Raw genomic sequence first — 24,627 nt, 5'->3', positions numbered from 1 at the left:
GAACAAGTCGGGCATGAGGAATTTGAGATTTAAACAGTTGGCTGACATCCTCTGGCTCGCCGGTCTTGCAATGGTGATAACCGGCTGCGGCATGGGGTCCGGCCGCGTGCGGTCGAGCGACTACCCGTTTGATTTCCGGGTCAACTGCCTCGTGGATGGAGGGCACGTTGTCCTTGTGCTCATTGACGGGTGCAGGGCCGACCTGTTCGACGAGATGGTCCGCGCCGGTGACCTGCCCGCGATCAAGAAATATTTTGTCGACCGCGGCAGCTCCGCGGCATGCGCCCTCAGCACTGTCCCATCGATCACCACCGCATCGGTTGCCGCGATTATCTGCGGCGCCTACCCTGGGCATGTCGATGTCATAGGAAACCGCTGGTTCGACCAGGCGGGCCTGCGGCGGAACGAGGTCTTTTCCGTCAGCGATTTTTACACCCCGAATGAGTACATGCGGCGAAAGACGATCTTTGAAATTCTCGGGGACGAAATGACCGTCAGCGTGTGCAACCGATCGAGCAGGGGGAGCACGTATAATATCTCCATGTACTATAACCTGGTCGCCATGCGCAACTACCTCTTCGGGGACTGGGGGAAGGTTGACGAGAGTTTTTTGGAGCAGTTCGGCGATGTCGTGGAGTGCGCGAACAGGGAGGGGGTTTTCCCGCGCCTGACGTTTATTCACCTGCCTGGTCTCGATCATGTCTCTCACTGCCATGGCTCGTTCTCCAGAGAGGCGAGGGCGCATTTGAAGAAGATAGACAAAGCCATTGGTGAGCTGATGGAAGCGCTTGATCGAAACGGCATTCTGGACAGCGTATGCCGAATTATCGTCGCTGACCACGGGCACATGCTTCTTAAGAAAGAGAATTATCTTCTGCTGGAAGAATACTTCGCTCGCGAGCTCGGCCTCTCCGCGCTCGATCACGCCTCCCGAGTGGATCGATCGAAGTCGCGGGCGGAGCGGGAGCGCTACTATAAGCAATTCTCCGTCATCGTGGCGAATAACGGCCGGAACTCATCCCTGTATGTCAGGCACAATCCTGAGGGGCGGTGGATCCCGCCCGAGCGCATGCCATCCTGGGAAGAAAAACCAACGTGGGAGGAGCTGAGAAATTACCAGACTCCTTCGGGCGCGGTTGACCTGGTGGAAAAATTAAGGCGCGCAAAGGGCATCAGGTTCGTGATAGGGCAGCCGCGGGAAGGGGAGGTTGCCATTTTTTCTGCTGCAGGCGCGAGCCTCATCAGGACACAGGGCCCCGGCGGCGGATCACTATTCGCGTATGGAGTCGTAAGCGGTGAGGATCCGCTGGGATATCGGAGTGATCCGCGAGCGGCGAAACTCATGGACGGGGATTATCACCCGTCGCGCGGATGGCTGAACGCGACTTGCGACCTCTCGCAGGCGGATGTGGTCGCACAGCTCCCCTCGCTTTTTGAGAGCCCGTGCGCAGGCGATCTGTTCGTCGTTGCCGCGGACGAATGGGATTTCGAAGAGGTCAACATGAGCAGCCACGGAGGATTTCTCAAGGGGGAGATGCAGGTGCCCCTCGTCATCGCCGGGCCGCGCATCAGGAAGGGGAGAATCGGGACGGTCCGCATTGTGGACATCATGCCGACGATTCTGGACTACCTCGGCTGCGGCGACCGCATCAGCGGGCTGAACCTGGACGGCGTGTCGTTCTGGAAAGAGATAGAAGAAAAATAATATTTCTTACCACGGAGGCACGGAGATCACGGAGGAAAAAATTAGGAATGATAAGCGGGGGGGTTTTTCACCTACTTTGGCTGGCTTGAGCGGAGCCCTCGAAGGCTCAAGCCCAAGCCAGCCAACAAGATGCAGCGTGTCTGGCAGATGTTATGCAGACTGTTTCCGTATATTTCTTTCACAAAATTCCGTCATGAGCCATAAATAGAAGGGATTGTTTGGTATTATCCGCACAAAGTGGAGGAGAGCCATTTTTAGGCTGTATTTATTTCTTCATCACAATGTCTCCGTGCTCTCCGTGTCCCTGCCTGCCGGCGGGCAGGTCCGTGGTGGAAAATAAAATGAAGAGATATTTTCCTTTTTTCGTTGTGAGTTTTTTTGCCCTCGTTGGGTGTGGGACCCTCATACCCGGGCCGCGTTACAAGGTGAATGTAGATGATTTTGCATTCACCAGCGATGGTATGGGGGTGGTCTACCAGGAGGATCGGCTGCGCTACTATCCGTTTCTGCTCGGGTTTCGAGAGGGGCATGACCTCTACCTCTACGACAGGGAACGCAGGACGCACCGGCGCCTCGCGAGGGCCGACGCGTTCTCCGTCTCGCCGTTCGGCCCGCTCATCCTCTATTCCCCTCCGTGGGGGAAGCGTTTTAAAAATAAAGATAGAGTGCCTGATTTCTATCTGCTCAACTACAAGAGTGGAGAAAAACGGGGATTCTCGATGCCCCCCGGTTTCGATCATGGCTACCTCTCCTACGGATTCCCCTGTGTTATATGGGAAAGAGAGGGTCCTCTCACGGCCTATGCCGGATTCGTGTACTGCCCCGGCGAACGACCACGATCATGGAAGAGGCAGGGATCTCCGCCTCCTGACTGGTACGCAAAAATGTGGAAGGTCAGGATTGATCCCTCTTTCCCCGGTGACAGGGTAGCCGAGGCAGTGGCCTGGGATGGGAAGAGTCTCCCCGGTGTCCCATGGCGTGAGATCCATCGGCAGAAGTTTGTCTCTCCCGATGGCAAGGAGAAACTCGCCTATTCGAAATATAATGGTCGCTACACGTTCAACACCACGTTGTCGGTCAGGAGTGGGGAGGCAGCGGGGGAGGAATACATCGCGAGAGAGAACAGGCTCATCAATATTGTTCAGATGGGAAAGTCTATCCTGTATTATGTCGGCGCGGCGCCAATCCTTGGTCTGAACAGCATGCTGCAACAATGAAGAGCGGTGCATATGGTCAGGGATGTTATGCATAAGGCTACTTTCATAATCATGTCATTGCGAGGAGTCCCGGTGAGCCGGGAAAGCAATCTATTGTATTACAACGAGTTGAGATTGCTTCGCACCGCCCGCAATGACAGCAGCGTGCGTATCAGTGCTTCACTGAGGCATTACCCGGGCCAAGATACCGGACTATTTGTGAAAAGGGCTGTCAAGTGTACAGGCCTTATAGTATATTTACGTGCAGTTGACAAAGAGACAAACTATGGGCGTGAAGGAGAGCATACTGACCATTGGCAATAATGAGAGCGCCCGGAGAAAGAGGATGAAAGATAGCGGCAAAGCAAAGACGCAACTGATGCGTGAGGTGAGAGCTCTCCGCCGGCGATTAGTTAAGCTGGAAGCCTCTGAGAGAGAACTGAGGTTAGACGAGGAGCTATTCAGGAGACTCATTCAGACAATCCCCGACATAATCTACATGCTTGATTCGCATGGAAGATTTGTTTTTGTCAATGAAGCTATACGGCAATTGGGATATGAGCCGAATAGGCTTATCGGGAAATGCTTCGGATATGTGCTGCACCCTGATGATGTTAAGGTGTTAAGCCGGCTGAAGGTATTACCGAAATACAAAGGGAGGATGACCGGTGATGCAGGCTCACCAAAGCTGTTTGACGAGCGGAGGACAGGAAAAAGGTGCACGAGAAACCTAGAAGCCAGGATACTGGTGAGGGGCAAGGGCAGAACGTTGGCGGACTATCATCCTGCGGAAATACATTCATGCGGAGAGTGGCTCAGGAATGTTAAAGATGAGAACAAGAAACTGCTCGGCTCTATAGGGATTATCCGCGACATCACGGAGCGCAAGAAGGCGGAGGAGGAAATCGCCAGGTTGGCATCTTTTCCGGAACAGAATCCGAATCCCGTATGTGAAGCAGATCTGGACGGGCGCATCCTTTATGCGAATCCCGCGGCCCGGCGGTTTTTTCCTGAACTTCGTGCGGCGGGGGTGAAGCATCCGTGGCTCGTGGATTTTTGTTCGGTGGTCATCCCTAACGTCACGCGCGCGGAAAGACACTTCTTTGTTCGAGAGATAAAGATTGACGATACCTGCTATGAACAGACAATACACTATATCACCGATCCGCCGCGGATACGCATTTATGGCAGGGATATCACCCATCGCAAGCGCGTGGAGGAGGCCGAACAACTCGAGAGGCTCTCCAATAGGTTGCTCGAATTTCAAGAAGAAGAGAGAAAAAGGGTTGCGCGAGGACTCCACGACGGGATCGGGCAAGTATTGACCGCTATCAAGTTGAGCCTGGGGATGATCAAAAAAGACCACCCCGAGTTTGACGGGGCGGTGCATCGTGAATTGGGAGAGGTGGTCCAGCTTCTTGATGCGGCCATGGACGATGTCCGCAGAATATCGAATAGGCTGCGGCCGGCGACGCTGGATAGTTTTGGATTGATACCCTGTATTGAGCACGAGATAAACTTCATCGCCAGCCGGAGCGGAATAGCGATCAAATTCACATGGGAAGACCTGAAATGCAAGCTGACGCATCAAAAAGAAATTGCCCTGTACCGTGTCACGCAGGAAGCTTTGACCAATATCATCAGGCACGCAAACGTCACCCACGCGGAGGTGAGTTTCAACCAGAAGGGCGATAAGGTGTGTTTGAAGATTCGGGACAAAGGAAGAGGGTTTGATATGTCTCAGGTAAAAAAACCCCAGCGGTTAGGACTCCTGGGGATGAAAGAAAGGATTGTCTCGGTGGGTGGAACCCTGAGAATAAGTTCCCATCCTGGCCAGGGGACTGTTCTGGAGGCAGAGGTTCCCTCTTGAAACAGCAACACTCGGGATTAATGTGTGAAAACAATATTATTGGCTGACGACCACGCGGTAGTCAGGGCGGGGCTCGCGGCAATTATTAAGAAATACACCCCCCATGCCGTCGTCACCGAGGTGGGGGATGGGATTCAAGCGATCGAGCACGCACGGCAACACAAGCCTGACCTTATCATAATGGACATCAGTATGCCGGGTCTGAACGGCCTGGAAGCCATATCCCAGATCTTGAAGTTCCTCCCTCAAGTTAGAATCCTCGTCCTCTCCATTCACAAGGATAAGCGTTTTGTCACTTCAGCCATCCGCCTGGGGGCATCGGGTTATCTTCTCAAGGACGGAGCAGTCGAAGAGCTTATCATTGCCATTGAAAAGATCATGACCGGGAGGCGGTATCTCAGTCCGGCGCTTTCAGATATCGTGGCGGACGAGCTTGCCACCCCTCGATCTGGGAAGATTAAAAGTGAGATAAATAGTCTCTCGGGGCGGGAGAGGCAGATCGTGAGCTTGATCGTCAGAGGAGCAAGAAGGGCTGAAATTGCAAAGAGGCTCCACATCAGCGCGCTCACGGTGAAAACCCACCGGAAAAATATAATGACGAAGCTCAAACTGCACAAGCACTCCGACCTGGTGGAATTTGCTTTCAGGCATCATCTTGGCCCTGTACCTGAGTAAGGATGCTTTGCATTACGGGGAATGACCGATCTGTTCCTGTCGTAATGCCACACGTACCTCTTGTGTAAGGCAAAGCGCCGCAGGCAGTAACAGAATGGAACAGCCCCTCGCTGAAACTGCTGTAGATTCCTGCCCTCATGTACGGCATATTGTTTTGAAAAATACCCCCCTCATTCCGTCAAAATTACCCCTCCGGGCAGTATTTACATTTATCAGGATAGGTTTATAATTCCCCCCGCTATGCATAGACTGCGCACACTTGTGCTGGATGATCATCCGACATTCCGCAAGTCTCTCCGGAATATGATATCGCACTATGATTTCATTCAGGTGACCAGCGAAGCGGATTCAGCGGAGGAGGCTCTGAAGGTCGTGGAGAAGCAGCCTCCTCACCTGGCGATCGTGGATATTCACCTGAAGGGGATGAACGGTTTTGATTTCGCCCGGATACTGAAGGAGCGCTTCCCGCAGACGCAGGTCGTGTTTATCACTTTGTACGACAATTCATCAAACATGAGCGAGGCTGCGAGACTTGGGTTCCCATACGTTCCCAAGGAATCGCTCCTGGAAGAGTTGCCCCCGGTTCTGGAGGAAGTCAGGAAGAAGGTGGAAGCAATCTTACGCGAGCATAACAAGTAGGAATTAAGGGAGGAACATATGTACTTCAATAAGGGAGGGATTGTGAAAAATACAATGTGGTTTCAAAGGTGCTCTACAATACCGCGGATCCGTGTGGGGTATATCGCCGCCATACTATTTGCGATCATCCTCATCGCGGCATTTGTGCTGCCAGTTAGAACCCCACTCTTAGGAACCATTGGTCTGGTGCCGCCAGCGGCTGCCGGGGAATTTGATGAGGAGTCCGCAATCAACGCTCTCATCGCCCACCAGTTTGAAGACATAAACTTCAACGGTATTCAGGATAGCGATGAACCCAACCTGTCTGGCTGGGAGTTTGCACTGACACTTCCGGACGGAAGTCAGTACACCGCGGTGACTGATGGAGATGGCAATGCCTCCTTCCCTGACGTTGTCTCAGCCAATGGGCTCTACACACTAACCGCAACCGACAATAATGACTGGGGAAACTGGGAGAGCAGTACCCCACGCAGCCAGAGCTGTGAGCGAACGGACAGCTACCCGTGGACAAACTGGTCTGTTGATTTTGGCAGTGCTCCCTACTCTCTCATCGAAGGGGTCGGCTTCGAGGATCTAAACGGTAATGGCATCAGGGATGAGGGGGAACCAGCGATTCCCGGCAGAAGATATGAACTATACGACAAGACAGGGGGCGATAAAATACTTGTGGACGAAGGAACAACAGGTCCAAACGGCCGGGTTGTGTTCACCGATTTGCCCGCAGGTGATTACTCGGTTGTGGACAGCGCAAACCCGACCATTGAGAAGCAAGTCGGGGTGAATTATCAGGATTATGCAGCGCTGGAACTCGTGGCCCTTAGTGGAACCCCTACCCCAACCCCAGTGCCGCCACACCTGACTACATCAAAACAGGCGGCACCGGGCGATCTCTGCGAAACTGCGGTGATAACACTCACCGTGAACGGGGCGGGAGATCCCCTGACCGAGCGCAAGAAACTTGATGTGATGATGGTGATCGACACATCGGGGAGCATGGAAGGAACTCCTCTCGCGAACTGCAAAACTGCAGCGAAGCTTTTCATCGACCAGCTGAATAATACGTATGATCAGGTGGGGATGGTCCCCTACAGTACCGATGCAGGTACGCTTCGCACGTTAAGCACAACTTTCAATACGATTAAGACTTATATAGACGGCCTCTCCTCAGGGGGAACCACAAACATCGGAGACGGTGTGTTCGATGCGCAGGCTGAGCTGACCTCAAGTCGTCATCGCGCCGACGCCCTTCCGGTGATGATAGTGCTTTCGGACGGCGTGGCGAACGAAAAGCACTCTGGATCCGGCTGTACCACATGGCCCACGGTCGCCACGGCCTGCACGGACGACGCCATCGCCCAGGCAGCGACAGCGAAGGCCGCAGGAGCAATTATATTCACAATTTTCCTTAATAATCTTTCAGGGCAAGGCCACCCGGAGTGCGTCACTCTTGCGGTAAGCACGATGCAGACAATGGCATCAGGGATCGGGGACTATTACCCGGCTCCCACTCCCGCCGATCTCGCAGCGATCTACCAGGCGATCGCGTTCAGCATCATGAATATCGCCGGTCAGAACGTGGTGGTGACGGATATATTACCGGCGTGCGTTCAATATGTGGCAAATTCAGCCACTCCGGTGCCGAGCATCAACGGGCAAACGCTGACCTGGCAACTTGGCCTGTTGAGTATCAACAGCGTGAGCACTATTACATTTACTATCACCGGCGATCCGGATACTTGTCTTAATCAGCCGGTCGATGTCAACCCGGGATCAGAGGTCACGTATACAAATTATCTTGGAGCTTCCAGCCAGGCCGAATTCCCTGTGACATACGTCAATCCACCAGTGGTGCATTGTCCGACGAAGACACCCACGCCTACGCGGACTCCGACGCGGACCCCTACGCCGACGATCACACCGACCCCAACCAAGACCCCGACGATAACGCCGACACCGACTAACACGCCGACCAAGACCCCGACGATAACGCCGACGCCGACCAACACCCCGACAATCACGCCGACGCCGACTAACACTCCGACCAAGACCCCGACGATAACGCCGACGCCGACTAAAACGCCGACCATTACTCCTACACCGACAGATACACCGACTATTACACCCACGCCGACAGATACCCCAACAGTAACCCCGACGCCAACTGATACACCCACGATAACGCCGACGCCGACCAAGACTCCGACGATCACGCCCACGCCTACAAAGACTCCGACGATAACTCCAACACCGACGAATACGCCAACGATAACGCCCACTCCCACAAGAACACCTACGATCACGCCGACGCCGACCAAGACTCCTACGATCACACCGACCCCAACTAAGACACCGACGATAACGCCCACGCCGACTGAGACGCCGACTCAGACTCCGACCGAAACGCCTACTCAGACACCGACAGAGACGCCGACGATAACGCCGACACCCACAGAGACGCCGACTCAGACTCCGACCGAAACGCCTACTCAGACACCGACAGAGACACCAACCATTACGCCCACGCCGACTGAGACACCGACAGAGACTCCGACTGAAACGCCCACTCAGACACCGACAGAGACACCAACCATTACGCCCACGCCGACTGAGACCCCGACAGAGACTCCGACTGAAACGCCGACTCAGACACCGACCGAGACGCCGACTCAGACACCGACAGAAACACCGACCCAGACTCCAACTGAGACACCTACTCAGACGCCGACGGAGACACCGACCAAGACTCCTACGATAACCCCGACCCCGACCAAAACCCCGACGCTGACTGAGACGCCTACAGTAACACCAACCCCGACGCCGACACGCCCTGATGGAACAGTGACACCACTGATAGTAACTACACCTACTCCTACCCCCTGTTTCTGCGAGACACTTCAGGTCGAGCTGAGCGACGAAAAGGCATCGTCCGGAGAATATGTCACCATATCCGCATGCATTCCTCCTGTCACCGCGCCACCCGCTGACGTCTATCTGCTCGTGCGCACACCGATTGGGGATTTCTACTCAGTGAGGTATGACGGAGTTGTACTGAAAGGGGCATCCCCCTATGTCAGAGGGTACGCCAATCCCAATCACTCTTGCCGAGTGCTATACGTCCACAGAGTCTGCAAAGTGCCAAGAACGGGTGACTATACCGTCGCACTGATTCTCATGCCGGCAGGTATGCCGCTTCAGCTTAAGGGCGCGGTGGATTTTGATTGGAAGCCGATCAGTATAATCAGATAATGTTGAGGTGTATTCCCTCCCCCCTTTGCGGACAGTGGATAAATTCCATTCACCGCATAAAAGAAGCGGACTGCCGACTGGAGAGTCCCGACATGTCGGGAGAGAACTGCCTGCACGGTTCGGAGGGAGGGGGGATCGGGCAACTGATTCTCCCTACCCCTATCAGAAAGGCTGGATTCCTGTGTTCGCAGGAATGACGACAGAACGAGCGAAGCTCGTTCCAACAAGTACCACGCCTGTAAAGGCGTGGGTATTTATAAGCCCTGTAGCGCACTACGGCATCTTGGAAAGCTCACACTTATATCGGCACCGTCGAGATGCGCGATGGGGCGAGTAACCGTTTTTCTCATTCTTAATCCATCCGGCAATGCCCTTGATTATTAAGTTTTATCTAATCAATTTGCATCCTTAGTACCAGAAAAATCTGATACAATGCTCGCCGCGATCATTTCATGAAACTATACACTACTTACCGCAACACGATTATCTCACTGTCCATATTGTGTGCCATCGTGATTCCCGCGATCGCGCACGCCCGGATAGAGATCTTCCTCATGGGGCAGACGGTCGGTCTGAAACCACCGCCCATCGAGGGGGATATCTGGTTTCGCGGCACGCCGTTCGGGCATATGGCGCTCTATATTGAGAGTGCAACTCGTGATGACGAGCGGATAATCCGACAATGCAGGGAAAGGGAGCCCGGAGGATTAGTGCTCACAGTTGACCGGCAGCTCACACACCAGTTTTTTATCGCCACGACCCGCGACGAGTTTTTGTACGGGGGGCTTGATCCAAAAAATCTCCCACGGGCTGTCGGGAGGGAAGATATTGAGAGAGATCTCGCCCGTTTCAATCAGAAATACGCTCATCTCTATAACAAAGGACTCAACATGTCCGGCCTCGGCCAGGATTACGGGACACTCTATATCAGGAATATCTGGGGGATGGTATATCCCACGACGAAGGAGGAAGAGGCGAAGATCATTGAGTACTGGCAGCAGCACCGCAACGATTCATTTTACCGCATGGAAATCAACTGCGTCACCACCATCATCGGGTCGCTGAGGCACGCCGGCCTCGAGCGCCGCTCCTTTTTTATCAGGGGCCTGGCCCCCTACAATGCGTGGACCTACCTGGTTAAGAATTTCCTCTGGAGCAGGCCCCGCTCGCGGGCGCCGAATGGAAACTACTTTCTCCGCGATGGGGCATACCTCACGCGCTACGATCAGATTCCCTCCGATGCGGTGTACGAGTCGGGGAGACCGTTCAACGTCTACTGTCTCAAGAACCTGAGCTATGTGCTGTGGGCGGGGCCGCGCGCCGCACTGCCTCTGCCGAGCGATGAGCCCGTCAGCTATGAGCACTATCCTGCCGGGAGGGAGATGGCGGCGGGAAAATTTGTCTACGATTCGCGCGCGCACCGCAGGGTGGGTTTCTGGTTCTGGTGGTACGTCACACAGTCAGAGGAATTCGCGCGGCTCTGGCTCCAATCCTTCAAGGGGCTGTGGTTCCTCGCAGCAGGATAGGGGAGGCAGGGGACGCCGGGCGGATGAGCGGTGAGGTTTGTTCTACTATGCCTTGATGGTGCAGGCGCCCACAGTGAAAGGCCTCTCTCCCCGAACACAATCGTCAAGTTACTACGGTGTTTTCGCCGATGTCAACTGGCTGAGGCTCTTGGTGAGCCTATTTCGCGTATCCTCGGGAAGCCCCCGGTAAAATTCAGCAATCTTGCCTGATGTGTCGATTTTGTAGTGGAAGTAGTAGATGAGCGTCGTCCCGCCCAGCAGGTCGGCGAGCTTCGCCTCGGTTCCGTCCAGCTTTTTCATCGGCACGTCCGCGATGAGAGGTTCGCCTTTTTTTATTCTTTCGCGGCCCTTCATCATTTCGTCCATTGCGGTTTGCAGCTCCTTCTCGTCGAGAGCGCCATGCCTCGACCCATTTTGGTGACGGTAAATGTATCCTGGTTCTTCGTCCACCACTCCTGCCATGCCCGGTGCGCCTCATCTTTTGAGGCATTCTGCGCGTCGTACAGATCACGCTGTCCTGTCAGCCCATGGAGGCTTCGTGCCGACGCTTTCCGTACCTCATCATCGGGATCGAGCAGCGCCGCGATAAGGGGCTCGATCGCCTTCTTGTCGTCGGCTCTGCCCAGGGCGGGCGCGGCGTTCTTTCTTACTGGCGTCAAATCGCTTGTTAGACATGGAATGACTGTTTTATCACGGAGCCTGCATGCGCGAAGCAGCTCCGGCGGAGGCATGCGGGTCCGTGGTGAAGACATTATGGCTGGTTTCCATACATTCCAGTTCTCAGTTTTCGTATTGTGCTGATGATTGAAATGTTCCGGATTCATCCTATGATTTTTTAGGGAAAGTCCTGGGACTAAGGTCCATTATTTCGCGCTGAGGAACTTCCATCATGCCCGAATTGATAGTGGCGGCGGGCAAGGAGAATCAGGGGGATGGCGCTCAGGCTGCAGAGGCCGGCGATGACATAGGGGAGCACATAGCCGTATTCTCCGCCCATCCAGCTGAATAGCCATGAGCCTGCCGATTGTGCGCTGATCATCACCACGTACATGGAGCCGCTCGTCCCCCCGATGCGTTCCCGCGGGAAAAGTTGAGCGATTCCCACGTAGGTGAAGATGACGAACGCGGCATCTCCCGTTTCGTGGACGAGGCGGAAGAGAAATGAGACGATCGTATAACGTGAGATCCCGAAGAAAATGAGGCCGGTGCCGGATAGGAGGATTGCGACAACCGCGAGGCGGATGCTCGATTCACCCCGGTCGCGCCTGAGGCCGAAATAATATGTGAAGCAGGCGAGGAAGAAGATGGGCAGCCCCATGAAGAGCCCCGCCCCCGAGGTGCTGAGGCCGAGATTCTTCTTGAGGAACGGCGAGTAGCAGGCGATCTCTGCCCCCCAGTGGAGATAGAAGAGGAGGAGCGCGGTGGAGAAGAGGAGCACGCGCTTCTGCGCGAGATCGCGCACATAGTGAGAGAGCGGGGAGACGTGAATGGATGATGGGCGCAGCGAAAGGGCAAATCCGATGAGGAGAAGCACGAGGGCTGATGACATGGCAAACAGGGGTGTGAACTCTATCCGCACGAGCAGAAGACTGCCCGCGATGATGCCGCACCCCATGAAGATTTGATAGACAAAATTGAAGCAGCCGATCTCACGCCCCTGCCGGTCGCTGTCATGAGACTTGAGGAAGAGCGCGTTCATCGTGATGCGGACGATGTTGCTCCCCAAGCCGCCGAGGATAAAAGCCGGGATCAGTACAAGAATCCCCCTGCCCGCAGCAAGGGCCGCGTAAAAAATCGCCATCAGGAGGAGCCCGCAGGCAGTGTTCCCCCTCGCGCCGAATCTGTCTTCGAGGAGGCCGATCGCGAAAGAGCTCAGGAGGGCGGTGGCGGTGAACACCATGAGGAGCAGCCCGATGCGGCTGCCGCTCAGTCCGAGCCCCATGAGATAAATAGGAAGAAAGAATGCGGTGAGGCTATAAATGCAGGTGAAGGACGCATAGATGAAATAATTGAGAAATTTGTTCCTTTCCATGTGGGGGACACTCTTTATAACATATTTATTCGCAGTGCATTAATAGCTAATTATTTCGTTTTCTTCCCCGCCTATGTTGTATTAAGCGGCCGTGCTTCCGCAGTAGCTCATTTTGAAATCTATGCGAACCAATTACTTCCTTGCTACTTCTCAATATTTCTTCCTCTGAATAGCACTCTTGGCTTAGCCACTCAATATATTGCTCTGGCGATTTTTCTTTTAAACCGGGATTTGGCGAGGTGACAGAATCTAACTTGGCCATGGCATAGAATCTTGCACTTGACCAAGGCCATTCGCATGCATTCTGGCATAAACCTGCCCTTAGCGGATTCCGTTCAACATACCTGCCGCAAGCAAGTAAATACAATTCTTTGTCAATTGCCTGGCTTTTGAATCTGCTCTGGAAAAGACGTCCTGCTGTTTTGTATCGTCGGTGATATTTCATTGCATACGATTGCTGAATGCCGCCAATGAATTTAGATATCACCTCCGGCGTTACCATCTCCATAACGATATGATAATGATTGGGCATCAGACACCAGTGGTATACTTTGGTATTAAATTTGCTGATGTAGCGTTTTAATACCCTTAGAAATGCTGAATAATCATGTTCATCGTGGAAAATAGGTTGTTTCAGTACGCCACGATTGAGCACATGGAATGTAATGGATTTTCGAAGCTGAAAACTTCGTGCTACTCGAGGCATAATTAACTCCAGCAGAGCGAATTAAATTATATAACAACTTTCACGATAGCAGTGAGTTATGAAGAGTGTCCCTCATGGATGTCCTTGAGGACGAGCTGGATGCGCTGAAGGTTGTTCCACTCGTTGATCTGGGGGACAAAGGCGACATCGAAGAGATCCGTCCCCGCTGCGGGCAGGCGCCCCGCCATTCCCCATCCGACACATTCGAACGTCGAACCGCTCCCCCCCGCGGGGCCGAGGGTCAGTTTGATATGGTTCTTGGCGCGGCCGATGATTCTTGGTTGGCCGAGCAGGCGAACCCCTTTGGAGGCGAGCACCGGGCGGGGATTGCCCGCCCCGAAGGGCTCGAGTTTTTCAAACAAGCGCAGGAGGTCGAAAGTGATATCTTCGAGGCGCACCATCCCATCCACCCTGAGCTTCGGCACGAGATCCTCCTCGGAGAGGACTCCGTCGGCCACCGCGTTGATTCGTTCACGGAAGGGATCGATCATCGCTTCGGGAAGCGAGAGGCCAGCCGCGTGGGTGTGGCCGCCGAATGAGGAAAAGAGATCCTGGCACTGCGAGAGTCCGCGGAAAAGGTCAAACTCCGGAACGCTGCGGGCTGAGCCATGCCCCATCCCGTTCTCGATTGCGATGACCACCGCAGGGCGGTAGTAGCGCTCAAGGATGCGCGCCGCGACGATGCCCACGACGCCCCGGTGCCACTTATGCCCTGCCACCACCAGCACCGTGCGCCCCCCGATTTCCTCCCGTCCCTCGATCTGAGCGACCGCCTCTTCAACGATAGATTTTTCCATGGCCTGGCGCTCGCCGTTGAGGCGATTCAGCTCGCGGGCGATCGCGTGACATGTGCCCTCATCCGATTCGAGCAGGAGCTGCGTCGCGAGCTGCGGCGTGCCGATGCGGCCGGCGGCGTTCACGCGGGGCCCGAGCTGAAACGCGAGATGGCCGGCGCCGATTTTCCCCGCCCCGATGCCCGCCGCGCGCGCGAGCGCGCGGATGCCCGGCAGCGGAGAGCGGTTGATCGCGGCAAGGCCGAGGAGGGTGATGATGCGGTTCTCCTCCCTGAGCGCTGCCACATCGGCGACGGTCCCCAGGGCGGCGAGCTGGAGGAGCTCACTCCATGGGATCTTGAGCGGGACCTTTTCAACGAGCGCGCGGGCGAACTTGAGGACGACCGCCGCGCTGACGAGCCCCTCGAACGGGTAGGGGCAGCACTCTTTCTTCGGGTTCACGACCGCGGTTGCCGGCGGGAGGTCCCCACGCTGCAGGTGGTGGTCAATCACGATGCAATCAATGCCAATGGCGCGCGCCTCTGCGATCGGCCCGGCGCTCTCGGTGCCGCAGTCGAGGGTGATGATGAGCGATGAGCCGCTCTGTTTTGCGAGGCGTACCCCGCGGCGGTTGAAACCGTACCCCTCCGCGAACCTGTCGGGGTGGCAGAAGGCATAGCGGAGGCCAAGGCATTCCAGTATTTTTCCCATCGACGCCGTCGCGGTAACCCCGTCCACGTCGTAGTCTCCGAAGAGGAGGATCCGCTCGCTCCTCTCGCGCGCGGTCCGGAGGCGCTCGGTCGCCTTGTCCATCTCGTCCATAAGGAAAGGGTCGTGGAGGTCGGAGATGCGCGGATCGAGGAACACGCGTGCCATGGAGGGGGTGGTGATCCCCCGCCGCACGAGTATGGCCGCGAGCGGCGCCGGCAGTGACATGTCGCGCGCGAGCAGCGAGACCGCGCCCTCATCCGCATCCGAGATTTTCCACAGCATGATTGTGCTCCCCCGCTCATGATTGTACAGGATTGCGGAGAGAGGGTCACGGGCCATTTTCCGCCCACGCGCAAAATTGGAGCCCGATGTGGAAACCGTTGTGCTATAATTCAAAAATCGTGAAGATGAATAATCTCCTGGCGCTCGCGCTGGCGCTGCTCTTGACGGGGTGCGCCTCAGCGGGCAGGCGCGCCCAGCCTGATGCCGCCGATCGGCTGCGCGTCCTCGACCACAGCCTCTCGGAGGCTGAGCGGGTATGGGCCGAGGCGATCGATGACCCGTGGACGGAGCCCGAGCTCCAGCGCCGCTATTTTGAGATACAGGACCTTTGCCGCGAGTGCGCCCGCCGGAAGAGCGGCTTCGCGACTGTTGAGGAGAAGCAGTTGTGCGATAGAGTGCGCGACCCCTTCAAGATCTATTTCAACCGCTTGTGCGTCAGAGTGAACGGCCTCGAGGAGCAGATTGAGGTCAAGGAAAAACAGGGGACCGGGGAGCAGGCGACTGTCGCGTATGATTACAAACGGCGCCCCTCGATTGAAAATCTTGAAAAGCTCCGCAGCATATTCCAGCAGGTCCACCGCTACTATGTGGGGTGGCCGTATACCTGGACCCGCTACATCAACAAGTATCCATTCCAGAAATCCCGTTCGGATCGTTTTCGAAAAGACTTTCTGGAACGCGACCGCGAGTACCTGGAGCTCATGGCGCGCCCCGGGGCTGAAGCGCGCGAGCGAAGGCTCGCCCGCAGGCGCGCAGAGTTCGCCTTTGGACGCCTCAAAGAGGAGTATGTCACGAACGATCTTCCCCCCGCGGGGGAGGTGAATGCCTTCTACAGGGCCAGGAATCTTGACGAGTACCACCGCCTCGTTGAGGAAGAAAGCGCGCTGGACCGGAAGAGGGGAGCGGATGGGCGGGTCAAGGAGGTGGTGGTGTTCGTGCACGGGCTGAGTGAGACGAGAGGCTCATGGGGAAAATTCCCGGAACTGCTCGCCCGTGAGGATACGGTCAATCCCGACCTCGGGGGCAAGTACTTCAAGGTGTACGTCTTCTCATATGACACGGTGGAGGATTCCAAGAGTGTGGAGGGTTTTAAAAAGGAGCTCGACGGTTTTATAAAAGATGTCCTCAAAAACGAGCATGTCGAGAGCGTCCATCTGATCGGTCACAGCTTCGGCGCGGTGCTCGGCCTCAAGTACATGAATTACGCGGTGGATCAGCTTCTGGAGGGCGTTGACCGTGCGGTTCCGCAGGAGGTGGCAGCCGCGCTCGTGAAATCCTACGCGGGTGGAAAGTTCCGCCAGGCGGTGAAGAGCTTCACCTCGGTGGCGGGCTCCCTTTCAGGGAGCGAGATCGCGAACATTGCGGGCGACCGGTTTATCCCCGGAGAGCATCTCTTCCGCAAAAAGCTCCCCCTGTTCCGCGGCGGTGTTCCCGGCTATGGCGATATCCAGGTGAGGGAAAATCAAATCGGGAGCGCCGTGAACCTCAATTCATTCTGGAGGCTCGATACGGAGTGTCCGTTTGATCCCCCCGCGCTCGTCCGTTTCCTCCCCGATGCCTCCCGGCCTGATGAGGGGGTCGTGGAGCGGCTCCGCGCAGGGGAAATCCCCGTGCTCTGCATCATCGGAGATCCGGCCAAGATCCGGTCGCTCGCTCATAAAGAGGGTTTTGTCAAGCTCGGAGAGGTATGGAAAATTATTTTGGTTGACGGCCTTGCAAGAATTTTCGGCTCGCTCCAGAGTGAGGAGGATGACGGCCTGGTCAAGAGCTACAGCGCCAATCTCAACCACATCTACCTGATACAATCGGGAGAAGATATCGGTTATAAAGGGGCCCGCGCGAGATATACCGACTACGCGCATTTCAGTATATGCCGCGTTGATACGCGGGATCATCCCACATATCGCTACGTGGTCTCATTTCTCAATGGAGCGCTTAATCCGCAGATGCAGCCGGACCATTACCGGATACGGCGCTTTGGAACGCTCATGAGAGTTTTCGCGGGCGGAGTTAATCCGCACGAAAATCCGGACGCATATTTCGCGCCCGGGGAAAAGGTGGTGTATCTGAAAGACGGCAAATTGATCATGCCGCCGCTCAGGATCGAGGAGGCAACCGGAAGGAGGGGGGCGGATGGCGCGGCATCCTGGAACGTGTCGCCCGGCAGGCCGCAATGGAACGGTATGACCGGAGTCTATTTCAGCGAGGGCAGGGTAGTAGACCCCGCGCTGCCAGCCCGGGTGGCCTATCGTTTGAGCGCGGAGGGTTACGCGGAGAAGCTGGTAACCATCCCGGTCAGGCCGGGCGAGGTGAGCTATGCGGTGAATGTTGTTCTTGAAAAGGAGGGCGAGCACCGTTGAGCCCCGCGCACTTTCTGTGGAATTTTATCAGGCACCCGCGCCAGGTGGGATCAGTGACTCCCAGCAGCCGCTGGCTCTGCCGGCGTCTCGTGGGCGCGGCGGTTCTGTCCCGCTGCAACTGCGTGGTTGAATTCGGGCCGGGGACCGCGTGTCTTACGAGAAAGATCCTCGAGGAGCTTCCCCCGGAGGCGACCCTGTTCGCGTTTGAGATAAACGAGGAGTTCTACGAATTGCTGGAGAGGGATCACGCTCACCCGCGCCTTGTGCTCATCAACGACAGCGCGGAAAAAGTCAGGGTGTATCTCAATAAACACGGGTTTGAGGACGCGGATTATATCTTCTCCGGGCTCCCGTTTACCACATTGCCCGCCCCGGTGCGCGAGCGCATTCTCAAGGAAACCCTCAGCGCCCTCAGGCCGGGGGGAAAATTTATCGCGTATCAATACTCTCTCTACCTGCTGAAGACGCTCCGCAGAATTTTCGATAAGGTGAAGGTAGGTTTCGAACCCCGAAATATCCCTCCGGCGTTTTGCTTCGTCTGCACGAAGAACACGGCTGAACCGCCGCGCGCACCTAAGTGATTTTTAACCGCAGAGGGCACTGAATACACTGGAACAATTAATGACAAATGACAAAATTCTAATGACAAAACTTGATATTTGTCATTTGTGCTTTGGTAGTTGTCATTTCTGTAACATCTCAGTGTCTTCAGTGGTTGAAACGAAAAATGAAACAACCGATCGGCGTTTTTGATTCAGGGCTGGGAGGCCTCACGGTGGCGAGGCAGCTTCGCAGGCTCCTCCCCGGGGAGAATATCGTCTATTTCGGCGACACCGCGCGGGTGCCCTACGGCAGCAAGTCTCCGGAAGCGGTCATACGTTTTTCGATGGAGAATTGCCGCTTCCTCATCTCTCAGAACGTCAAGATGATCATCGTGGCGTGCAATACCTCCTCAGCGCTCGCGCTCGGCACGCTCAGGCGCGAGCACCGCGTGCGCATCTATGATGTCATCACCCCCGGGGCGCGGAAGGCGGTCTCGCTCACCCGCGTGGGGAAGATAGGGGTCATCGGCACGCATGCCACCGTCAGGAGCGGGGCCTATGAGCGAGAGATACGTGAGCTCGCCGATGCCGTGAGGGTGTACAGCAGACCATGCCCGCTCTTCGTGCCTCTGGCAGAGGAGGGCTGGCTGGACAGGCCGGCAACGGTTGAGATCGCGAGGGAATACCTCCTCCCGCTCAAGAAGGAAGGGATCGACGTGCTCATCCTCGGCTGCACGCACTATCCCGTGCTCCGGGAGACGATACGGCTCGTGATGGGAGACAGGGTGTCGCTCGTTGACTCGGGCAGGTGCTGCGCGGAGGCCGTGCGCGATGAGATGGCCCCGCGGGGCCGAGGCCTGGCGGGTGGACGGGTGAGCTATTATGTGAGCGACATGCCGGAGCGGTTCAAGGAGATCGGTCGGCTCTTCATGAGAGAGGAAATAGATGAGGTGACGGTGGTACCCGCTGAAGAGACAGGCGAGGCGCCCTCGCGCTGATACCGGTCGGCGCTGAGGGCGTGGCGCTGGGGGCCAACGGATATGCCCGGTCGGCGGGGCAGGCACGGAACGCAGTGATGAAATCGGTTGCGCTGGTGAGAGGCGATGACAGGCGTGAGAATGTGCGGCGCGCGCTCCACCTGATCAGGGATGACCTTGCCCCCCTCAGGTCAAAAAAGAACATACTCATCAAGCCGAATCTCACGGCGACGAGGGTGTGGCACGCGAACACCCACGCCGACTCCGTCCGCGGGCTCCTCGATTTCTGCGCAGCCTACATGGATGATTTTCCAGAGAAGACATTCACTATCCTGGAGGGGAGCGGGAGCGCCTACTACGAGCACTGTTCAACGCATGATGTGTTTGCGGCGTTCGGCTACCGGGAGCTGGCGCGGGAGTATCCCAATCTCAAGCTCATCGCGCTTGAGGATTGCCCTGAGTTCATTGAGATTGAGGTCCGTTCAATCGCCGGCAGGGAGCGGGTGGGGCTCGCGGCCATCGTGCGCGATTTCGATTACAAGATTTCGATCAACCTCCCGAAGACGCACAACTATGCGATCGCCACGCTCGGAATAAAAAATATGATGGGGCTGCTGTGGCAGCGTGACAAATCTATGATTCACGGCCTCCGAACGCCGAGCGCTCCGCGTGCGCCCTCGCTCTTCAGCCTGATCCCCACCGCGTGGATCGCCCGGACGAGGCGCAGGGCCCCATGGGTCGTGAACGCGCTCCTCAGGCACTCGGTCGCGTACCTGGAGGCGGTGCGGGTGATCCATCATAACGTCGTGAGCGTCACGAGGCACACGTGGCCGGACCTCGTGGTGATTGACGCGTGGGAGGGGATGGAGGGAGACGGTCCCGTTGACGGGGAGCGGGTTGAGCTGAGGGCCGCCGTGGCTTCGGCGGACGCCCTGAAAGCGGACGGCGTCGGCGCGCGGCTCATGGGATTCGATCCCAGGGAGATCGGGTACCTGTATTATCTGCATAGGGAAGGGTGGGGCGATTACAGCCTGGAAGGGCTGAGGGGCGAGCCGGTCTCCGGTGTCGCGAGACAGTTCAAGCGCCATCCTACCTACGCGGTCCAGAAGCTGTGGGGACAGGACACGCGTGCATGATGGGGCAGAGGTATGAAATATTTCACCGAACACCTATGGTTCAATACAAAAAACAAGAGGGAATTTATCAATATCACCACGCGAGTTGAGGAGTGTCTTGAGAGGAGCGGCATCAGGGAAGGGCTATGCCTTGTGAACGCAATGCACATCACCTCGAGTGTATTCATCAATGATGACGAGGATGGTCTCCACAGAGATTTTGAGAGGTGGCTCGAAAAAATCGCGCCGCACGAGCCTGTGTCCCACTACCGCCACAATATGACCGGGGAAGACAATGCCTCCGCTCACCTGAAGAGGACCATCATGGGTCGTGAGGTCGTGGTGGCGGTGAGCGGAGGGAAACTCGATTTCGGCCCCTGGGAGCAGATTCTCTATGGGGAGTTCGACGGCCAGCGCAGAAAGAGGGTGCTGGTGAAGATCATAGGGGAGTAGGGAGGATTCAGCGATGATCACGATAAAGCTGGGGGATATTACGAGCGAGGAAGTTGATGTTATTGTGAACGCGGCGAACTCAGGCCTGTGCGGCGGCGGCGGGGTTGACGGGGCGATCCATCGGGCTGCGGGGCCGACGGTGCTGGAGGAGTGCCGCCGGATAGGCGGATGCCCCACGGGGCGCGCGGTGGTGACGAATGCGGGGAGGCTGAAGGCGAAGAAGATCATTCACGCGGTCGGGCCGGTGTGGCGCGGCGGCGGCGCGGGCGAGCCCGCCCTTTTAAGGTCTGCATATGAAAACAGCTTTTCCCTCGCGAGGGAAAATGGTTTGAGAACCATAGCCTTCCCCGCCATCAGCACAGGCGTTTACAGCTATCCCATAGAAGAGGCGACGAGGATCGCCCTCGCCGCGGGGAGGAAACATGAAAAGGACTTTGACGAAATCCGATACCTCTGTTTTTCTGAACGCGATCTCCAGGTATATCAGCGGCTGCGGAAGGAACTATAGTAGAAAGTTGAACGTGCAAAGTTTAAAGTGAACATGAAACGCTATTTCATCCTCTATGTACTAATGGTTTCGGAGGCGCTCTGCGGTTGCGCCCGCCCTCCGCGTCGCACGGATGTCGTGTACCAGGTGTCCACAATTGATGCATTGCTTCAGGGGCTCTACGATGGTGAGATCACCTGCGGGGAGTTGAAGGAGCACGGTGATTTCGGCATAGGGACCTTCGATCGCCTCGACGGGGAGATGGTAGTTACCGATGGCACCGTCTACCAGGTATGCGCGGATGGGAGTGTCCACATTCCTGATGACAACGCGAAGGTGCCATTTGCTGCCATGATATTCTTCAGACCCGACAGAACGGCCGTCCTGAAGGGCAGACTGGATCTCAACGGGCTGGAGCGGGCCCTGGACGCTCTTCTGCCAACCGAGAATATTTTCTATGCGGTCAGGGCAGAGGGGAGCTTTACGTATGTCAAAACGAGGAGCGTTCCCGCCCAGGATAAGCCGTATCCACCGCTCGACGAGGCGGTCAAGAAGCAGCGCACGTTTGAGTTCAACAACGCGGAAGGCACGCTGGTGGGGTTGCGCTGCCCTGGGTATATGAAGGGGATCAATGTTCCCGCCTACCATTTCCATTTTATCACTAGGGACAGGAGGGCGGGCGGGCACGTGCTCGAGTGCCGGCTGGAGGATGCGCGGGTCGCGATTGACGGTGCTTCAGAGTTCCACATGGTGTTGCCGCACAGCGGCGAGTTCTATCGTGCGCGGCTTGGGAGGGATGCGCAATCGCCGGCGGAGCGCGCGGGAAAAGCGAAAGATAAAAAAGCGAGGTGATGGGATCCATCACCTCGCTTGCATACCCAACGGCTTCGCGTATTAAAGATCCTGCGCCTTCACGGTCTTGCGGCCATTCGCGCCCGTGCGCTTGATCGCCATGTCGAGAATCATCTGGACGCGCTTGCTGAGCTCCTCGATGCTCTCCGCGGATGTGTTGCATCCCTTCTGTTTGATGTACGCCTTCACCTTACTTGCCACTACGAGCACATCAGCCATGGTACCCTCCCTTCATATGTGTGTTGCTCGTGACTGCCCCGCTCGAGATTCTCTCACGCAAGAGATTCTCCGGGTTCTTCTGAAGGCCATTCTACGACAGGGCCTTTGTAAAATCCAGAGAATAATTTAATTTTCATTACGTACAGTTGCCGGGAGGATGATGTATCCGAATGTGATAAACGCGATCCCCAGAGAACATCCATATCATGCAAGTTGCGAGGGGGCAGTATTGAGAGGATGAGGTGAGTGAGTGTCAGATCAGGAAGAGGCTTCTTCGAGTTCTTTTTTGATATATGATGCGAGCCATGCCGAGTGCCGGGGTGAGACCTTCAGGATTTTAACGCCGAAACGCAGTGTGGTCATCTGCTTCATCGGATCAGCGATTTCCGTGCTCCACACCGCCTCGCCGCTAAACCTGAGCGGTTCCGAATGAGCCGGGAGCGCGATCTCGACGGTGACGCGCTGCGTGCCGCGGAGGAACTCGCTCTCCTGAGAGCGGTAGGTCTCGATGCTCGCCCCGTCCATGCTCAGGTTGAGGACCCTCCCCTCAAGAGATATCACACCGCCCCCGGCGGCATCCCCCCCAACGACGGTGAGCGTTGCGGGGAGATCGGTCGTGAGCCGCTCGAACTTCCTCCGAGCCTGCCCCTCAACTTCGTTCGCCCCCATTGCCTGATCTCCTTCTCTGCGCGGAATCGCGAACGCCTGGGTATAGTCTACCAACATTTGACCGAAAAAACATATAAAATTAAAGAAGCGAGCAGACTCCGTGTGATCCATTCTCAGGTTGAACGGGAGCATGGTTATGATATAAATGAATGGACCAATCATGCCGGATGGATCATGGCGACGCGATGAATGGGAAAAGCTTGGTGCTGTGCCCGGTATATAACGAGCGCGAGTTTCTGGAGAAGTTTTATGCGCGATTGAGAGCGCATTATGACGGGGCCGTGCTCTTTGTCGATGACGGCTCAACCGACGGTTCGGGGCGGATCCTTCGCCGGATGTGCGATTACCGGACGCTCCTGCTCAGGCATCCCGAGAGAATTGGCTACGGGTCGGCGCTGCGCAGCGGCTTTGCGTGCGCGCTCAAGAATGATTACGAGAACATAGTCACCCTCGATGCGGACCTGCAACATGATCCCAGGGAGATCGCGGTTTTCTTGAGCATGCTGGTGGAACATGAGGTGGTGCTCGGCTCCCGCTACATGAGAGGGGCGGCGCGCGCGGATGCGCCCCCCGAGAGGTTCATCATCAACAGGTACGTCGCGGGGTTGATGAGGGAACTATTTTCGGTGATGTGCACTGATCCATTCTGCGGCTTCAGGGGATACAGGGATTCATTTTTGAAGAAGGTGCGCCTGGGGGAGCGCGGCTACGGGCTGGGACTGGAGATTCTCATCGAGCTGGTGAGGACCAAAACGCCCTTCAGGGAGATACCCGTTGAGGCAATCTATGTGAATCCCCAGCGAGCCTTTCTCGACGGCCTGGATGATCCACGGCGGAGACTCCTCTACTATCTTGATGTCATATCCCGGAAAAGGGGACAGGCTACTTTATTATGAAAGGATAATCCGATGCCACGTATTGCCAGAGGGTTAGGTGAAGGCATTGTGTATCGTGTCTTGAACCGTGGAAATGCGGGACAGGAGATTTTTCACAAGGAACAAGATTACAAAGCATTCATCAATCTAATGAAGGAGGCTAAAAAAAGTTTCCGATCAAGCTCTTTGCCTATTGCGTGATGCCGACGCACTTTCATATGGTTGTGAGGCAGTCGGTGCGCGAGGCCTTGAGCAAATTCATGCAATGGCTCATGACCAGCCACGTGAGACGGTATCACAAGCACTATGGATCCAGCGGCCACATATGGCAGGGACGGTTCAAAAGCTTTTTAATTGAAGAAGACAATCATCTCATTGTAGTACTTAGATATGTCGAAGGCAACCCCGTGCGCGCGGGCCTTGTGCGATCAGCGAGGGAATGGCCGTGGTCTTCTCATCAGGAGACAATCGGAGAGCAGCCACGCTGTCTTACGGACGAACCGCCTGTCAAATTGCCTGGCGAGTGGGGGAGATTTGTTGATACGCCGATGACAGGAGGCGAACTGAACAAACTCCGCGGCAGCGTGAATCGCCAGGCGCCGTTTGGAGCGCCGTTGTGGCAAAAGCAGATGGCCAGGCGATTCAGATTGCAATCCACGCTTAGGCCGCTCGGAAGACCTTGTAAGGGAAAGTGTTGCAAAGTATAAAGTAGCCTGT

23 protein-coding genes are annotated in these 24,627 nt (G+C 56.1%); 16 read left to right on the top strand and 7 right to left on the bottom strand.

Annotation, left to right across the window (positions count from 1 at the left end; genetic code table 11):
- Positions 1-22: 22 nt before the first annotated feature.
- The 7 genes from NTX71_07070 (at position 23) to NTX71_07040 (ending at position 10,857) form a co-directional block, all read left to right on the top strand.
- Complete coding sequence (locus tag NTX71_07070) at positions 23-1,705, top strand: alkaline phosphatase family protein (GenBank protein MCX6339666.1); 1,683 nt, start codon at positions 23-25, stop codon at positions 1,703-1,705.
- 341 nt (positions 1,706-2,046) lie between these two features.
- A complete protein-coding gene (locus NTX71_07065) occupies positions 2,047-2,922 on the top strand; it encodes a hypothetical protein (GenBank protein MCX6339665.1) in 876 nt (291 codons plus the stop codon).
- A gap of 265 nt (positions 2,923-3,187) precedes the next feature.
- Positions 3,188-4,771 carry a PAS domain S-box protein gene (locus tag NTX71_07060; protein ID MCX6339664.1) on the top strand — a complete coding sequence of 528 codons (1,584 nt, stop codon included), beginning with the start codon at positions 3,188-3,190 and terminating at the stop codon, positions 4,769-4,771.
- 24 nt (positions 4,772-4,795) lie between these two features.
- The gene (locus tag NTX71_07055) at positions 4,796-5,446 is read left to right on the top strand and encodes a response regulator transcription factor (GenBank protein ID MCX6339663.1); all 651 of its coding nucleotides are present in this window, start codon (positions 4,796-4,798) and stop codon (positions 5,444-5,446) included.
- Between the two features lie 240 nt (positions 5,447-5,686).
- Positions 5,687-6,085, top strand: a complete 399-nt coding sequence (locus NTX71_07050; GenBank protein ID MCX6339662.1) for a response regulator transcription factor — start codon at positions 5,687-5,689, stop codon at positions 6,083-6,085.
- 42 nt (positions 6,086-6,127) lie between these two features.
- On the top strand, positions 6,128-9,331 hold the full coding sequence (locus NTX71_07045; protein ID MCX6339661.1) for a VWA domain-containing protein: 3,204 nt from the start codon (positions 6,128-6,130) through the stop codon (positions 9,329-9,331).
- Positions 9,332-9,783: 452 nt separating this feature from the next.
- Positions 9,784-10,857: a hypothetical protein gene (locus NTX71_07040; protein MCX6339660.1), complete on the top strand. Its 1,074-nt coding sequence runs from the start codon at positions 9,784-9,786 to the stop codon at positions 10,855-10,857.
- 111 nt (positions 10,858-10,968) lie between these two features.
- Here NTX71_07040 and NTX71_07035 read toward each other — a convergent pair whose 3' ends face one another.
- The 5 genes from NTX71_07035 to recJ all read right to left on the bottom strand — a co-directional run bounded on the left by NTX71_07035 (position 10,969) and on the right by recJ (position 15,361).
- Positions 10,969-11,223, bottom strand: a complete 255-nt coding sequence (locus tag NTX71_07035; GenBank protein ID MCX6339659.1) for a hypothetical protein — start codon at positions 11,221-11,223, stop codon at positions 10,969-10,971.
- Positions 11,211-11,609: a HEAT repeat domain-containing protein gene (locus NTX71_07030; GenBank protein MCX6339658.1), complete on the bottom strand. Its 399-nt coding sequence runs from the start codon at positions 11,607-11,609 to the stop codon at positions 11,211-11,213. The genes NTX71_07035 and NTX71_07030 overlap by 13 nt, the downstream gene beginning before the upstream one ends.
- Before the next feature lie 101 nt (positions 11,610-11,710).
- Positions 11,711-12,889 carry an MFS transporter gene (locus tag NTX71_07025; protein MCX6339657.1) on the bottom strand — a complete coding sequence of 393 codons (1,179 nt, stop codon included), beginning with the start codon at positions 12,887-12,889 and terminating at the stop codon, positions 11,711-11,713.
- 46 nt (positions 12,890-12,935) lie between these two features.
- The gene (locus tag NTX71_07020; protein ID MCX6339656.1) at positions 12,936-13,595 is read right to left on the bottom strand and encodes a transposase; all 660 of its coding nucleotides are present in this window, start codon (positions 13,593-13,595) and stop codon (positions 12,936-12,938) included.
- Positions 13,596-13,651: 56 nt separating this feature from the next.
- The gene (gene recJ / locus NTX71_07015; protein MCX6339655.1) at positions 13,652-15,361 is read right to left on the bottom strand and encodes a single-stranded-DNA-specific exonuclease RecJ; all 1,710 of its coding nucleotides are present in this window, start codon (positions 15,359-15,361) and stop codon (positions 13,652-13,654) included.
- An 86-nt stretch (positions 15,362-15,447) separates the two neighbouring features.
- Between recJ and NTX71_07010 the strand changes: the two genes are divergently transcribed.
- From NTX71_07010 to budA, 7 genes are all read left to right on the top strand, one after another.
- On the top strand, positions 15,448-17,721 hold the full coding sequence (locus NTX71_07010) for a hypothetical protein (protein MCX6339654.1): 2,274 nt from the start codon (positions 15,448-15,450) through the stop codon (positions 17,719-17,721).
- Positions 17,722-17,774: 53 nt separating this feature from the next.
- Entirely contained in the window at positions 17,775-18,302 is a 528-nt protein-coding gene (locus tag NTX71_07005; GenBank protein ID MCX6339653.1) for a methyltransferase domain-containing protein, read from the top strand.
- A gap of 146 nt (positions 18,303-18,448) precedes the next feature.
- A complete protein-coding gene (gene murI / locus NTX71_07000) occupies positions 18,449-19,261 on the top strand; it encodes a glutamate racemase (GenBank protein MCX6339652.1) in 813 nt (270 codons plus the stop codon).
- 20 nt (positions 19,262-19,281) lie between these two features.
- Positions 19,282-20,376 carry a DUF362 domain-containing protein gene (locus tag NTX71_06995; protein ID MCX6339651.1) on the top strand — a complete coding sequence of 365 codons (1,095 nt, stop codon included), beginning with the start codon at positions 19,282-19,284 and terminating at the stop codon, positions 20,374-20,376.
- A gap of 12 nt (positions 20,377-20,388) precedes the next feature.
- Complete coding sequence (locus NTX71_06990; protein MCX6339650.1) at positions 20,389-20,808, top strand: secondary thiamine-phosphate synthase enzyme YjbQ; 420 nt, start codon at positions 20,389-20,391, stop codon at positions 20,806-20,808.
- A gap of 13 nt (positions 20,809-20,821) precedes the next feature.
- On the top strand, positions 20,822-21,316 hold the full coding sequence (locus tag NTX71_06985) for an O-acetyl-ADP-ribose deacetylase (GenBank protein ID MCX6339649.1): 495 nt from the start codon (positions 20,822-20,824) through the stop codon (positions 21,314-21,316).
- 33 nt (positions 21,317-21,349) lie between these two features.
- Positions 21,350-22,147: an acetolactate decarboxylase gene (gene budA / locus NTX71_06980; protein MCX6339648.1), complete on the top strand. Its 798-nt coding sequence runs from the start codon at positions 21,350-21,352 to the stop codon at positions 22,145-22,147.
- Positions 22,148-22,189: 42 nt separating this feature from the next.
- On the opposite strand, the gene NTX71_06975 is transcribed toward budA, so the two are convergent.
- Together NTX71_06975 and NTX71_06970 are read right to left on the bottom strand one after the other, a co-directional pair.
- A complete protein-coding gene (locus tag NTX71_06975; protein ID MCX6339647.1) occupies positions 22,190-22,366 on the bottom strand; it encodes a hypothetical protein in 177 nt (58 codons plus the stop codon).
- A 258-nt stretch (positions 22,367-22,624) separates the two neighbouring features.
- Entirely contained in the window at positions 22,625-23,035 is a 411-nt protein-coding gene (locus NTX71_06970) for a PilZ domain-containing protein (protein MCX6339646.1), read from the bottom strand.
- A 149-nt stretch (positions 23,036-23,184) separates the two neighbouring features.
- On the opposite strand from NTX71_06970, the gene NTX71_06965 reads away from it, so the two are divergent.
- Together NTX71_06965 and NTX71_06960 are read left to right on the top strand one after the other, a co-directional pair.
- Positions 23,185-23,931, top strand: a complete 747-nt coding sequence (locus NTX71_06965; GenBank protein ID MCX6339645.1) for a glycosyltransferase family 2 protein — start codon at positions 23,185-23,187, stop codon at positions 23,929-23,931.
- 197 nt (positions 23,932-24,128) lie between these two features.
- A complete protein-coding gene (locus NTX71_06960) occupies positions 24,129-24,617 on the top strand; it encodes a hypothetical protein (GenBank protein MCX6339644.1) in 489 nt (162 codons plus the stop codon).
- The last annotated feature ends 10 nt before the right edge of the window (positions 24,618-24,627 follow it).

The organism is Candidatus Auribacterota bacterium (genome assembly GCA_026392035.1).
Classification (GTDB): Bacteria; Auribacterota; Tritonobacteria; order UBA1439; family UBA1439; genus JAPLCX01.
Note: the sequence above shows the minus strand (reverse complement) of the source record. Positions and strands in the feature narration are given on the sequence as shown.